The sequence below is a fragment of the Kitasatospora sp. NPDC004240 genome, from assembly GCF_053603215.1.
This window is the reverse complement of record NZ_JBSGFD010000030.1, coordinates 19,651-33,673: the sequence shown is the minus strand read 5'-3', so window position 1 is coordinate 33,673 and position 14,023 is coordinate 19,651. Positions and strand designations below refer to the sequence as shown.

At 73.6% G+C, this 14,023-nt stretch carries 12 protein-coding genes; 11 read left to right on the top strand and 1 reads right to left on the bottom strand.

Annotation, left to right across the window (positions count from 1 at the left end; genetic code table 11):
• Window positions 1-296 precede the first annotated feature (296 nt).
• From ACWEQL_RS10945 to ACWEQL_RS10930, 4 genes are read left to right on the top strand one after another with little or no spacing between them, the layout of a single operon-like run.
• A complete protein-coding gene (locus ACWEQL_RS10945; protein WP_452149895.1) occupies window positions 297-1,484 on the top strand; it encodes an agmatine deiminase family protein in 1,188 nt (395 codons plus the stop codon).
• Between the two features lie 54 nt (window positions 1,485-1,538).
• A complete protein-coding gene (locus ACWEQL_RS10940; protein ID WP_452149894.1) occupies window positions 1,539-2,711 on the top strand; it encodes an agmatine deiminase family protein in 1,173 nt (390 codons plus the stop codon).
• A gap of 7 nt (window positions 2,712-2,718) precedes the next feature.
• Window positions 2,719-3,441: an urease subunit gamma gene (gene ureA, locus ACWEQL_RS10935; protein ID WP_452149893.1), complete on the top strand. Its 723-nt coding sequence runs from the start codon at window positions 2,719-2,721 to the stop codon at window positions 3,439-3,441.
• Window positions 3,438-5,147 carry an urease subunit alpha gene (locus ACWEQL_RS10930; RefSeq protein ID WP_452149892.1) on the top strand — a complete coding sequence of 570 codons (1,710 nt, stop codon included), beginning with the start codon at window positions 3,438-3,440 and terminating at the stop codon, window positions 5,145-5,147. Before ureA ends, ACWEQL_RS10930 begins: the two co-directional genes overlap by 4 nt.
• A gap of 27 nt (window positions 5,148-5,174) precedes the next feature.
• Here the strand turns inward: ACWEQL_RS10930 and ACWEQL_RS10925 are convergent, their stop codons facing one another.
• The gene (locus tag ACWEQL_RS10925) at window positions 5,175-5,786 is read right to left on the bottom strand and encodes a TetR/AcrR family transcriptional regulator (RefSeq protein WP_452149891.1); all 612 of its coding nucleotides are present in this window, start codon (window positions 5,784-5,786) and stop codon (window positions 5,175-5,177) included.
• A 265-nt stretch (window positions 5,787-6,051) separates the two neighbouring features.
• Here ACWEQL_RS10925 and ACWEQL_RS10920 point away from each other — a divergent pair, with 265 nt between their 5' ends.
• The 7 genes from ACWEQL_RS10920 to ACWEQL_RS10890 all read left to right on the top strand — a co-directional run bounded on the left by ACWEQL_RS10920 (window position 6,052) and on the right by ACWEQL_RS10890 (window position 13,826).
• A complete protein-coding gene (locus ACWEQL_RS10920) occupies window positions 6,052-7,248 on the top strand; it encodes an agmatine deiminase family protein (RefSeq protein ID WP_452149890.1) in 1,197 nt (398 codons plus the stop codon).
• Window positions 7,249-7,406: 158 nt separating this feature from the next.
• Window positions 7,407-8,420, top strand: a complete 1,014-nt coding sequence (locus ACWEQL_RS10915; RefSeq protein WP_452149889.1) for an agmatine deiminase family protein — start codon at window positions 7,407-7,409, stop codon at window positions 8,418-8,420.
• A 128-nt stretch (window positions 8,421-8,548) separates the two neighbouring features.
• A complete protein-coding gene (locus tag ACWEQL_RS10910; RefSeq protein ID WP_452149888.1) occupies window positions 8,549-10,213 on the top strand; it encodes an ABC transporter substrate-binding protein in 1,665 nt (554 codons plus the stop codon).
• Complete coding sequence (locus tag ACWEQL_RS10905; RefSeq protein ID WP_452149887.1) at window positions 10,210-11,169, top strand: ABC transporter permease; 960 nt, start codon at window positions 10,210-10,212, stop codon at window positions 11,167-11,169. The genes ACWEQL_RS10910 and ACWEQL_RS10905 overlap by 4 nt, the downstream gene beginning before the upstream one ends.
• A complete protein-coding gene (locus ACWEQL_RS10900; RefSeq protein WP_452149886.1) occupies window positions 11,166-12,020 on the top strand; it encodes an ABC transporter permease in 855 nt (284 codons plus the stop codon). The genes ACWEQL_RS10905 and ACWEQL_RS10900 overlap by 4 nt, the downstream gene beginning before the upstream one ends.
• Window positions 12,017-12,994, top strand: coding sequence for an ABC transporter ATP-binding protein (locus tag ACWEQL_RS10895; RefSeq protein ID WP_452149885.1), 978 nt, complete (start codon window positions 12,017-12,019; stop codon window positions 12,992-12,994). Before ACWEQL_RS10900 ends, ACWEQL_RS10895 begins: the two co-directional genes overlap by 4 nt.
• Window positions 12,987-13,826, top strand: a complete 840-nt coding sequence (locus ACWEQL_RS10890) for an ABC transporter ATP-binding protein (protein ID WP_452149884.1) — start codon at window positions 12,987-12,989, stop codon at window positions 13,824-13,826. The genes ACWEQL_RS10895 and ACWEQL_RS10890 overlap by 8 nt, the downstream gene beginning before the upstream one ends.
• Window positions 13,827-14,023: the final 197 nt, after the last annotated feature.

The following is a 14,023-nucleotide window of genomic DNA, read 5'->3' as shown; positions in this document are numbered from 1 at the left end:
TCGGCGGCCCGGGCGCCTTGCGCTGTCCGGGGTCGCTCGGGGGCTCTCGGGGGTCGATGGCAGCCTTGTCCCGAGAAACTTGACTGATTTTTCAGTCAGTGCGACGCTGGCGTTACCGCTGGGGAGCCCGGGCCGGCGGAAGCCTCCGGCCCGCACCATCACCGCACCCCCCGGCCAGCGCCGGCGGCCCGCAGCCGCGGGATACGCCTGCCACCCGCGTCGCGTACGCCCGTCGTACCCGCCGCCCGCCCGGGCGGCGTCCGCCGGTCGAAGCGACACTGGATCTGGAGACCCCCATGACCGAACACCGCGAGGAGCGCACGCTCGCCGACCGTCTGCTCGGGGCGCTGCCCACCCGCCGGCGCCTGTTGGGCGCGGTCGGCCTGGGAGCGGCCGGTCCGGCCCTCGGCCCGGCGGGGTTCACGGCCTCCTCCGCCTCCGCGTCATCCTCGGCCTCCGGGGCGGAGCGGTCCGGGGGAGCGCGGTTCCGGGTGCCGGCGGACGACGTCCCGCACGCCCGTACCTGGATGTCCTGGCCCTCGCGCCGCTCGGTGTGGGGCTGGGGGCTGTCCGGCGTGCAGGACGACATCGCCCTGATCGCACGCACCGTCGCGATGTACGAGCCGGTGGTCATGTGCGCCCCCGACGAGTACACCGCCCGCAAGGCCCGGAGCCGCTGCGGCCCCACCGTCGAGGTGACCACCGAGATCCCCACCGACGACCTGTGGATGCGCGACATCGCGCCGGTCTTCCGCCGGGACGGCCGCGGTGGCCTGGACGCCGTCGCGCTCAACTTCAACGGCTGGGGCAACAAGCAGGTGCACACCGACGACGCCCGCGCCGCCGAACGGATCGCCCGTCGCCGGGGCCTGCGGCTCACGTACGCCGACCTGGTCGGCGAGGGCGGGGCGGTGGAGACGGACGGCGACGGCACGGTGATGGCCACCGAGAGCAGCCTGGTCAACAAGAACCGCAACCGGGGCATGAGCCGGGCCGAGATCGAGGAGGCCGTCCTCGACGCGTACGGCGCGGACCGGATGATCTGGCTGCCCGGGATCCGGGGCGAGGACATCACCGACGACCACGTCGACGTCACCTCGCGGTTCATCCGACCGGGCGTGGTCATGGTGCAGCTGCCGCCCGCGGACCGCGACGACGTCTGGGCGCGCGACGCCCGCGAGCAGTTCGCGATCCTGTGCGCGGCGACGGACGCGCGCGGCCGGCGGCTGCGGGTGATCCGCGTCGACGGCCCGGACACCGTCCGCTCGCGGAGCTCGACCTTCGTCGACTCCTACCTCAACTTCCACGTCGTCAACGGCGCCGTGATCACCGCCCGGTTCGGCGACCGGGCCAAGGACGAGGCCGCGCGCCAGGCCCTCGCCGCGGCCTTCCCCGGACGCGCGGTCGTCCAGCTCGACGTCGACCGCCTGATGGGCGGAGGCGGCGGCATCCACTGCTCGACCATGCACGAGCCGCTGCCCTGACCTTCACCCGTCGACCCGGTCCACCCCACCCCCACCCTTCCCCACGGAGGACCCGTGCCCAGTTCCGCCCTGTCGCGCCGCACCGTGCTGCGCTCCCTCGCCGGCGCGGGGGTACTCGCCCTCGGCCTGACCGCCTGTACCGAGCTCGACGGACCACCCGAGGACGAGGAGACCCCGGCGCCCGGCACCCCGGCGCCCGCCGGTGCCAGCGGCACCGCCGGCCGCCGCTTCGGCGCCGAATGGGAGAAGCACGCCCGCACCTTCATGGCCTGGCCCGCCTCCGAGAACGTCTGGGGCGACCAACTGGGCGCCGTCCGCAAGGACATCGCGGCCCTCGCCGCCGCCATCGGCGCCCACGAACCGGTCACCCTGCTGGCCCGGCCCGAGCAGAACGAGGCGGCCCGGCGCGCCTGCGGCGGCGCGGTGGAGGTCGTCCCGGTCCCCGTCGACGACCTGTGGGCCCGCGACACGGCGCCGGTCTTCGTCGAGGAGAACGGCAAGGTCAAGGGCGTCGACTTCAACTTCAACGGCTGGGGCGGCAAGCAGCGGCACGGCAACGACGGCAAGGTCGCCCGGACCCTCCTCACCACGTACGGGATGGAGCGGATCGAGACACCGCTGGTCGCCGAGGGCGGATCCTTCGAGACCGACGGCCTCGGCACCCTGGTGCTCACCGAGAGCTCCGTCGTCAACGCCAACCGCAACCCGGGCATGAGCCGCGACCGGGTCGAGGCCGAGCTCAGGAAGGCGCTCGGCGTCACCCAGGTGATCTGGCTCGCCGGCGTCAAGGGCGAGGACATCACCGACGCCCATGTGGACTGCCTGATGCGCTTCGTGGCGCCCGGCGTCGTCCTGCTGGACAAGGCGTTCCCCGGCACCCCGGCCGATGTCTGGTCGCGCTCGGCCGACCAGGCGAAGTCCGTCCTCAAGGACGCCACCGACGCCCGCGGCAAGAGGATCGAGGTGATCGAGCTGCCGCAGCCCGACCCCGACGCCATCACCGGTCGCGGTGACGCCTTCGTCTCCTCGTACATGAACTTCTACATCGGCGGCAGGGGCGTCTACCTGCCCCGGTTCGGCGACGCCAAGGCCGACGACCACGCCCGCCGGGTGATGAAGGAGCACTTCCCCGACCGGGAGATCGTGTCGGTGGGCATCGACGCGATCGCGGCCGGCGGGGGCGGCATCCACTGCGCCACCCACGACCTGCCCGCCCTGGCCGGGTGACCCGGCGATGCGACTGACCCCCACCGAACGCGACCGGCTGCTGCTGTTCACCGCCGCCGGGCTGGCCCGTGCCCGGCACGCACGAGGCCTGCGGCTGAACCTGCCCGAGGCCACCGCGATCATCGCCGACACCGTCTGCGAGGCGGCCCGGGACGGGCTGCGCCTGGCCGAGGCCGTCCGGCGCGGGCGGACCGTGCTCGGGCCGGAGGACGTCCTGCCCGGCGTGGTCGAGGTGCTCACCGAGATCAGCGTGGAGGCCGTCTTCGAGGACGGCTCCCGGCTGGCCGTGATCGCCGAACCCTTCGGTGTCCTGACCGGCGCCATGACCGGGACCGATGCCGACGCCGCACCCGGAGCGGTCCTCGCCGGTAGCGGCACCGACTACGTCCCGACGCCCACCGTCACCCTGACGGTCCGCAACACCGCCGAGGTGCCCGTCTCGGTGACCTCGCACTTCCACTTCTTCGAGTCCAACCCGCGGCTGGCCTTCGACCGCGCCGTCGCGTACGGGATGCGCCTCGCGGTGCCGGCCGGCTCCTCGGTGCGCTTCGACCCGGGCGCCACGGTGGAGGTCGGGCTGGTGCCGATCGGCGGCGCGCGGGTGGCGATCGGCTTCGCCGGGCTGGTGGACGGTCCGCTGGACGCGCCCGGTGCCCGGAGCGAGGCGCTGCGCCGGGCCGCGGCCTGCGGCTACCTGGGAAGCGACGACGGGCGGGAGGCCCAGCGATGAGCGGCACCATCGAACCGCACGAGTACGCCGCCGTGCACGGCCCCCGGGCCGGCGACCGTGTCCGGCTCGGCGACAGCGGGCTGATCGTCCGGGTGGAGTCCGACTCCCAGGCGCCGGGCGACGAGTTCCTGGTCGGGTTCGGGAAGACGGCCCGGGACGGCCTGCACCTCAAGGCCGCCGCGGTGCGCGAGACCTGCGACGTGGTGATCAGCAACGTGCTGGTGATCGACGCGGTCCAGGGCATCCGGAAGACCTCGATCGGCATCCGGGAGGGCCGGATCGTCTCGATCGGCCGGGCCGGCAACCCGGACACCCTGGACGGCGTGGAGGTGGTGGTCGGCACCGGCACCACGATCGTCTCCGGCGAGGGCATGATCGCCACCGCCGGGGCCGTCGACACCCACGTTCATCTGATGTCGCCGCGGATCATGGAGGCCTCGCTGGCCTCGGGCGTGACCACGATCATCGGCCAGGAGGTGGGGCCGGCGTGGGGGGTGGGCGTCAACTCGCCCTGGGCGCTGCGGCACGCGTTCAACGCCTTCGACGCCTGGCCGGTCAACATCGGGTTCCTGGGCCGGGGTTCGTCCTCCGACCCGGCCCCGCTGGTGGAGGCGCTGGCCGAGGGCGGCGCCTCGGGGTTCAAGGTCCACGAGGACATGGGCGCGCACACCCGCGCGCTGGACACCGCGTTGCGGGTCGCCGAGGAGTACGACGTCCAGGTCGCCCTGCACACGGACGGGTTGAACGAGTGCCTCTCGGTGGAGGACACCCTCAAGGTGCTGGAGGGCCGGACCATCCACGCCTTCCACATCGAGGGCTGCGGCGGCGGACACGTCCCCAACGTGCTGAAGATGGCCGGCGTGCCGAACGTCATCGGCTCCTCCACCAACCCCACCCTGCCGTTCGGCCGCGACGCGGTCGCGGAGCACTACGGGATGATCGTCTCGGTCCACGCGCTGAAGACCGACCTCCCCGGGGACGCGGCGATGGCCCGTGACCGCATCCGGGCCGGCACGATGGGCGCCGAGGACGTGCTGCACGACCTCGGGGTCATCGGCATCACCTCCTCCGACGCCCAGGGCATGGGCCGGGCGGGCGAGACCGTCCGCCGCACCTTCGCGGTGGCGGGGAAGATGAAGGCCGAACTCGGCCCGATGGCCGGGGACGGGCCGCGGGACGACAACGAGCGGGTGCTGCGCTACATCGCCAAGCTGACCATCAACCCCGCGATCGCGCACGGCCTCGCCCACGAGGTCGGCTCGATCGAGGTGGGCAAGCTCGCCGACATCGTGCTCTGGTGGCCCGCCTACTTCGGTGCCAAGCCGCAGCTGGTGCTCAAGGCCGGGTTCCCCGCGTACGGCGTGGTCGGCGACCCCAACGCCGCCACCGAGACCTGCCAACCGCTGGTCATGGGGCCGCTGTTCGGTGCGCACGGGGCGACCGCGGCCGATCTGTCGGTGGCGTTCGTCAGCGGTGCGGCGGCGGCCGCCGGCTCGGCGGGGCGGCCGTACGACGCGATGACCACCCGTCGGCGCCGGGTCGCGGTGCGCGGCACGCGGGGCATCGGGCCGCGGGACATGGTGCGCAACGCCCGTACCGGGCTGGTGGAGGTGGACCACCGCTCTGGCGCGGTCTTCCTGGACGGTGATCCGGTGCGCTCCGAACCCGCCGACAGCGTGCCGCTCAGCCGGCTCTACTTCCTCTGAGGTTTCCACTGAGGGCTGACGGATGTATCAGTCAGCCCGCTTGGCCTGCCCACGGGCCAGCTCCTCCTCGACGGCCTCCCGAAGCAGGTGGCGGGCGTGGTCGAGGGCCAGCGAGCCGCTGAGCCAGCGGACGCTGAGCCCTTCGAGCAGGGCCGTCAGCCGTTCGGCGGCGGCCGCGTGGGCGGGGGCGGTGCCGGCCGGGTCGGCGCGGGCGAGCAGCTCCGCGATCTCGTGCACCCAGGTGTGGGTCGACCTGGCGAGATCCGTGCGGAGGTCGGCCTCGAAGACCGCGCTCGCTCTCAACTCGCCCCAGGCCGTGCTGTTCTCGCGCACCTCGGCCGAGTCCTGGAGCTCCAGCAGCAGGATCTGCTCCAGCTCGGCGACGGGGTCGTCCCGACCCGGGTCGGCCCCGCCGGGCGCGGGCTCGGGGACGCGTTCCGCGGTGTAGCGGTCGGCGCGGTCGCTGATGAACTCCAGGGTCCGGCGCAGCAGGCCCGCGCGGTCGTCGAAGTGGTAGTAGATCAGCGAGGTCGAGACCCCGGCCTCGGCGGCCAGCTCCTCCACGCGCAGTCCGCGGACGCCCCGCCGTGCGATGACGCGGGTGGCGGCCCTGAGTATCCCTGTTCGACGATCCGACATGGGCACTCACTCTACCCGCTCCTGGCCGGGCGGGTGCCAATTTCCTGACTTAATTATCAGGGCGGGAGCTGTCGACGCCCACACGGGTAACACGCAGGTCCTGCCTGTCCTGCCTGGAGCGTTCGCCTGCCGACCGCCCGGCGGCGGTCAGCGGCTCCCGCCGTCGCGGCCGCCCTTGGCCTCCGAAAGTCTTGACTGAATTTTCAGTCCGGTGGAGTATGTGCGGCACACCACACCTCCCACCCCCACTCGCAGGGAGACCTCGATGAACCTTCCGGACACCTCCAGGCGCCATCTGCTCAAGCTCGGCGCGGCGGCCGTCCCCGCACTGGCCCTCGGCGCGGTGCTGCCCGCCACCGCCACCGCCCGCGCCACCGCCTCGGCCGACACCGGCTCCACCGGCGCCACCGACTCCACCGGCGTCCGGCTGCGGATGCCGGCCGAGGACGCCCGGCACGTCCGGACCTTCATGGCCTGGCCGGCGCTCTCCTCGATCTGGGGCAGCGGCCTCTGGCCCGTCCGCGAGGACATCGCCCGTGTTGCGCACGAGATCTCGCGCTACGAGCCGGTCGTCGTCCTGGCCCGCTCCGGGCAGGCCGCCGATGCCCGCTACACCTGCGGCTACGGCGCCTATCACGGCATCACGGTCGTCGAGATCGCCGACGACGACCTGTGGATCCGTGACTTCGGCCCGACCTTCCTGGTCGGCCCGGGCGCGATCGCCGGCCTGGACACCAACTTCAACGGCTGGGGCAAGTCCGGCACCCCGTACTACCAGCCGTACGCCAACGACGCGGCCGCCGCGGCGACCCTGCTGACGCGGTACGGCGTCGACCGCGTCCGGGCGCCGTTCGTCGGCGAGGGCGGTTCGCTGGAGACCGACGGCCAGGGCACGCTGCTGGCCACCGTCAGTTCGCTGGTCAACCCCAACCGCAACCTCGGGATGTCGCAGGCCCAGGTCGAGCAGGCGCTGAAGTCCTCGCTCGGGATGGACAAGGTGATCTGGGTGCCCGGCCTGGCCGGGCAGGACATCACCGACTGCCACATCGACTGCCTGGCCCGGTTCACCGCGCCGGGGCGGGTCATCCTCGACAAGCCGGGCCCGGGCACCACCGCCAAGTGGGTCGCGGTGTACGAGGAGACCAAGCGGGTGCTGCGCGCCGCCGCCGACGCGCAGGGCCGCCCGCTGAACATCGTCGAACTCCCCGGCCCCGACCGCCGGTTGATCCGGGGCGGCGGCGCCGAGTTCCTCTCCAGCTACACCAACTACTACGTCGTCAACGGCGCCGTCCTGCTGCCCCAGTTCGGCGACGGCCGGGCGGACGCCACGGCCCGCGCGATCCTCCAGAACGCCTACCCGGACCGCGACATCGTCCAGGTGAACATCGACAACATCGCGAGCGGCGGCGGCGGGATCCACTGCGCCACCCAGTCCCAGCCGGTCGTCCCGCCCGCCGTCTGACGACCGCCGTCCGACTGCCATCGTCCGACGCGAGACGTCCGACGACCCCCTGACTCCCTGGCGGCCCGCCGAACCCCCCACGGTGGCGGGCCGCCAGGGCCCACCCCGGATGCCCCACCCCGGGGCACCCGACCCCAGCGACCGGAAGAGAGCCCCCGATGACCTACCGCATGCCCGCCGAGTGGACCGAGCACGAGGGCTGCCTGATGGCCTGGCCCACCCGCCCGGACCTGTGGGGCGACACCCTGGCCGAGGCCCAGCAGGAGTACGCCGAGGTCGCGCGGACCGTCGCCCGGTTCGAGCCGGTGACCATGGTCGCCCCGCCCGGCCACGGCGAGCAGGCCCGCGCGATGTGCGGGGAGGAGGGCGTCACGGTGCTGGAACTGCCGCTGGACGACTCCTGGTTCCGCGACAGCGCGCCGATCTTCGTCCTGGACGGGCAGGGCCGCCGCGCCGGCGTGGACTTCCGCTTCAACGCCTGGGGCCGCAAGCACCACCCGTGGGACGCCGACGACCGGATCAGCGGCCTGCTGCTGGACCACCTGGGCGTCCCGGCGATCCGCTCCTCGATGGTCCTGGAGGGCGGTGCGATCACCGTGGACGGCGAGGGCACCCTCATCACCACCGAGCAGTGCCTGCTCCACCCCAACCGCAACCCGGAGCTGGGCCGCGAGGAGATCGAGGCCGAGCTCAAGGCCCGGCTCGGCGTCACCAAGGTGATCTGGCTGCCGTACGGGGGGCTGCTGGACACCGAGACCGACGGTCACGTGGACGGCGTCTGCGCGTTCGCCGCGCCCGGGAAGGTCGTCGTCCAGCTGCCGTCCGACCCCGCGCACCCCGACTACGTGCGGATGCGCGCCAACCGGACGGTCCTGGAGCACAGTACCGACGCCCAGGGCCGGCCGTTCGAGATCGTCGACGTCCCGCAGTCGGCCTTCGTCGAGGTCGACGGGCGGCGGACCGAGGTCGGCTACCTCAACCACTACCTCGCCAACGGCGGCGTCGTCGTCCCCGTCGCGGGCCACCCCGAGGACGAGGGCGCGCTCGCCGTCCTCGCCGCCGCGTACCCCGACCGGAAGGTGGTCGGCGTACGGGCCCGGGTCCTCGCGTTCGGCGGCGGTGGCGTCCACTGCATCACCCAGCAGATCCCGGCCGCCCGCGACCGCGCCTGACGTTCCCGGCACCCGTCCCGTACCCCCGTCCCCTACCACCGCCCTTCCGTCGGTCACCCGACGACGACACGTTCGGTCACCCGACGACGACACGTTCGGCCACCCGACGACGACACGGAAGCACCCCGATGCCCTCCACCGCCCCACCGCCACCGAGACGCCGCGAGCCCCGCCGGCGGCTCGCCCACGCCTGCGCCGCCGCCCTGTCCGTCCTCGCCCTGGTCGCCGCCTGCTCCGGCCCGCCGCGCACCGGCGGCCCGGGCGAGGGAGCCGACTACCAGCTGTCGGCCACCACCCCACCGGCCAAGGGCGAGATCGACTCCTTCACCTGGGCCCTGTACGCCGAACCGCCCACGCTGGACCACACCATGGCGTTCGACTACCCGCAGAACACCATCCTGGCCAACGTCTGCGAGAGCCTGATGCGGTGGACCCCGCAGCTCACCCTCGCCCCGGGCCTGGCCGAGAAGGCCTCCAATCCGGACCCGACGACCTGGGTGTACGACCTGCGCCCCGGGGTCCGCTTCCACGACGGCTCGACCATGACCGCCGACGACGTGGTCTTCAGCCTCGGCCGGCAGATGAACCCGGAGAACGCCGCCGCCTGGGCCCAGGTGTTCCAGCACGTCGACACCGTCACCAGGACCGGGCCGCTGCAGGTCACCGTCAAGCTCAAGCAGCCCGACTCGCAGTTCCCGCAGTACATGGCGACCGCCGCCGGCGTGGTCGCCGCCAAGGCGGGTGTCGAGGCGGCGGGGAAGGACTACGGCACCTCCGGCAGCCTGGACTGCACCGGCCCGTACCGGCTCGGCGCCTGGGCGAAGGGCCAGTCGGTCGAGCTGGAGCGCTTCGACGGCTACTGGGGCGGCCGGGCGAAGTCGGGCAAGGTGGTGTTCCGCTTCCTCACCGACCCCTCGGCGCGCACCAACGCGATGCTCAGCGGCGAGGTGGACGGCGGCCACCTCATCCCCACCGAGAGCTACCGGCGGCTGCGCGACAGCGGCGTCGGCACCCTCTACTTCGGCGAGGGCCTGAGCACCGTCAACGTGAACGTCACCAGCATGAACGGCCCCCTCGGCGACGTCCGGGTGCGGCGCGCGCTCTCCCTCGCCCTGGACCGCTCGGGCTTCGTGAGGACCGGCCTCGGCGGCGCGGGCACCGTCACCGGCTCGCTCACCACCAGGGCCGCGTGGGCGGGCTTCCCCGACACCGTCCGCGGCGAGGCCTTCACCGGGCTCACCCCCACCACGCAGGACATCGAACAGGCGAAGGCCCTGATCAAGGAGGCCGGCGCCACCGGCAGGACCCTGACCATCGCCACCAGCACCATCGGCCAGGACGTCTCCCTGCTCGCCACCGCCGTCCAGAACGCGGGGACGAGGATCGGCCTGGACGTCCGGCTGCGGACCATCGCCCCGAACGCCTTCACCTCGCTGTTCACCGACCCCCAGGCGCGCGAGGGCCTGGACATGTTCCCGGAGACGTACTACGACTCCATCACCGACCCGCTGGACCTGCTGGCCAACTTCCGCACCGGCGCCTACCAGAACTACGCCGGCCACAGCGACCAGGCCTACGACCGGCTGGTCGACCAGGCCGTCGCCGAGTACGACCCGGCCCGGCGCGGCGCGATCGAGGCGAAGCTCCAGCGGACGGCCTCCGAGCAACTGCTCTGGATCCCCGTCGCCGAGTGGCCCACCGCGCTGTTCCTCAACAAGCGGATCACCGGCGCGCCCACCGGCATCTCCTACCTGTACAGCCCGTGGGCCGCCGACGTGGGGGCCGCCCGGTGAGCCTCCTGCGATTCGCCGCCCGCCGTCTGCTGGAGATGGCCGTCACCCTGCTCGGCGCCTCCTTCGTGGTGCACGGCGCGATGTACCTGGCGCCCGGCAACCCGGCGAGCTTCCTCCTCTCGGGGCGCTCGGCCTCCCCGGCCGCCCTGGAAGCGATCAACGCGCAGTACCACCTGAACGACCCCTTCCTGGTCCGCTACCTCCGCTGGCTGGGCCAGGTGCTCCAGGGCGACTTCGGGCGCTCCGTCACCTACCGCACCGACGTCTCCGAGCTGCTGGCCGACCGGCTGCCCGTCACCCTGACCCTGGTGGCCATGGCCCTGCTCGTCGTGGTGGCGGCCGGCCTGCTGCTCGGCTGGATCGGGGCCGTCCGGGGCGGCGCCACCGACTCGGCGATCCTGGTCACCACCACCCTCGCCGTCGGCACCCCGTCCTTCGTCGCGGCGGTGCTGCTCCAGGGCCTGTTCGCGGTCCGGCTCGGCTGGTTCCCCAGCAGCGGCGCGGGGGAGGGCCTCGGCGACATGCTCTGGCACCTGACCCTGCCCGCCGTCGCGCTCGCGCTCTACCTGATCGGCATGCTGGCCCGGGTCACCCGCTCCACCATGCTGGAGGCCCTGGACGCCGAGCACGTCGCGGTCGCCCGCAGCCGCGGCGTCCCCGAGCGGAAGGTCATCGCCCGCCACGTGTTCCGCAACTCGCTGGGCACCGTCCTGACCACCGGCGGCCTGATCGTCTCCACCCTGCTGGTCTGCACCGTGCTGGTGGAGTCCGCGTTCGGCATCGGCGGCATCGGCCAGCTCCTCGAACTGTCCACCACCACCAAGGACTTCCCGACCGTCCAGGCCATCTCGCTGATCATCGTCGCGCTGTTCATGGCGGTGAACCTCCTCGTCGACCTGCTTCACCCACTGGTCGACCCCCGGGTCGGCCCCGGCCCGAGGAGGTCCGCCGCATGAGCCTCACCCTCGCCCGCCGGCCCGGCCTCGGCCGGCTCCGGGTGGCCGGCGGCCCGCTCCACACCCTCTGCCTGGGCTTCACCGTCCTGGTCGTCCTCGCGGCCCTGCTCGCCCCCTGGCTGGCCCCGTACGACCCCAACGAGGCCGACCTCTCGGCCGCCCTCGCCGGACCCTCCGCCGACCACCCGCTCGGCGTGGACGCCGCCGGCCGCGACACCCTCTCCCGGCTGCTGCTCGGCGCCCGCACCTCCCTGCTCGGCCCGCTCGGCGTGGTCGCCTTCGCCACCCTGGCCGGGGTCGCCGTCGGCGTCACCGCCGCCTGGCGCGGCGGCTGGCCGGACTCCGTCCTCTCCCGGAGCACCGAGCTGATCTTCGCCTTCCCCGGGATGCTGCTGGCCATCCTCATCGTCGCCATCAGCGGCGAGGGCCTGCTCGCCCCGGTCATCGCCCTCTCCATCGCCTACCTGCCGTACGTCAGCCGGCTCACCCGCTCCCTCGTCCTCGCCGAACGCGCCCGGCCCTACGTGGCCGCGTACCAGGTCCAGGGTCACTCCTCGCTGCAGATCTGCCTGCGCCACGTCATCCCCAACATCGCACCCGTCGTCCTCGCGCAGTCCACCATCAACTTCGGATACGCCCTCATGGACCTCGCCGGCCTCTCCTTCCTCGGACTCGGCGTCCCCGCCCTCACCCCTGACTGGGGCCGCATGGTGTTCGACGGCCAGACCGCCGTCCAGCACGGCTACCCGCTCTCCGCGATCCTGCCCTGCGTCCTCATCGTGCTCACCGTCGTCGCCTTCAACGTCGTCGGCGAACGCCACGCCGACCGGGTCGCCGGGAGGGGCCGGTGAACGCCCTCGACATCCGGGGCCTGCGGCTCCAACTGCCCGGCACCGCCCGCCCCGTCCTCGACGGCGTCGACCTCACCGTCGCCCCCGGCGAGACCGTCGCCCTCGTCGGCGAGTCCGGCTCCGGCAAGACCCTCACCTCCCGCAGCGCCCTGGGCCTGCTGCCGTCCGGGGCCACCGCCACCGGGCGGGTCCTGGTCGACGGGGAGGACGTCCTGACCATGGACACCGCCCGGCTGCGCGTCCTGCGCACCCGCAAGGCGGCGATGATCTTCCAGGACCCCCGGGCCGCCATCAACCCGCTGCGCCGGATCGGCGACTTCCTGACCGAGAGCGTCACCCTCACCGGCGCGATGAGCCGCCCGGACGCCACCCGGCGCGCCACCGAACTCCTCGACGCCGTCGGCCTCGGCGCCCACCTCCTCGACCGCCACCCCGGCCGGCTGTCCGGCGGCATGCTCCAGCGCGTCATGATCGCCGCCGCGCTGATGGGCGACCCCGCCCTGCTGCTCGCCGACGAACCGACCACCGCGCTCGACGTCACCAGCCAGGCCGAGGTCGTCGCCCTGCTCGACCGGCTGCGGACGCGCTTCGGCACCGGCCTGCTGTTCGTCACCCACGACCTCGGCCTCGCCGCCGCCATCAGCGACCGGGTCCTCGTGATGTACGCCGGCCGGATCGTCGAGAGCGGCCCCGCCGAGGCCCTCTTTGCCCGCCCCCGCCATCCCTACACCGCCGCCCTGCTCGCCTCCACCCCACGGCTCGACGGCCCCCGCGGACGGCTCACCGCCATCGACGGCCAACCACCGGACCTGCGCCGGGAACTCACCGGCTGCGCCTTCGCCGCCCGCTGCCACCTCGCCTCCGACCTCTGCGGCGAACGGCCCCCCGCACCGGTCCCCGCGCCCGGCGACCACGGACACCTCGCCGCCTGCCACCACACCGACCGGCTCGAAGGGAGCGCCGCCCGTGCCTAGCACCCCCGCAGCCGTGCCCAGCACCCCCACGGCGGAGTCCCGGCCCGTGCTGGAGGTCGAGGGCCTCTGCCGCGCCTTCGGTGCCGTACGCGCCGTCGACGACGTCTCCTTCACCCTCGCCGCCGGCGGATCGCTCGGCATCGTCGGCGAGTCCGGCTCCGGCAAGACCACCACCGCACGCATCGTCGTCGGCCTCGAACAGGCCGACGTGGGACGGGTCGGCGTCCGCGGCCGCCCCCGCACCGGCCGGGTGCGCGGCCGGGCGGAGCGCCTCGCCCGCGCCCGCGAGGTGCAGATGGTCTTCCAGGACCCGTACCTCTCCCTCGACCCGAGGACCAGCGTCGAGGCGGTGCTCCGCGAGACCCTGCGGCTGCACTTCCCCGACGCCGACCACGGGCGCCGGGTCGCCGAACTCCTCGACCAGGTCGGCCTCGGCACCCGCGCGGCCGAGGCGCTGCCCCGCCAGCTCTCCGGCGGCCAGCGCCAGCGGGTCGCCATCGCCCGCGCCCTCGCCGTCGAACCGGCGGTGATGGTGCTGGACGAGGCGGTCGCCGCGCTCGACGTCTCGGTCCAGGCCCAGGTCCTCAACCTGCTCGCCGACATCCGCGAACGGACCGGCATCGGCTACCTGTTCATCACCCACGACCTCGGCGTGGTGCGCTGCGTCACCGACGAGGTGATCGTGATGCGCCACGGCCGGATCGTCGAGGCCGGGCCCACCGCCGAGGTGCTCGCCGAGCCGCGGCACCCGTACACCCGGCTGCTGCTCGCATCGGTGCCCCGGCCCGGCTGGGACCCGGACCGGATCGCGGCCGCGCGGCGCGCGCTCTGAGGCCCGTCCGACGAACACCGGGCCGACGAACACCGGGCCGACGAACACCGGGCCGACGAGCACCGGGCCCCGGCGAGTGATTTTCGTCCGGGGCCCGGCGCCGCCGGCTCGTCGTGACCGCCCGACCGGCCGTCCCAACCGGCTCTCCCCGCCGGCCTCTTGGGCTTCGCTCCGGTTCCCGCCTGGATCGTTCGTGT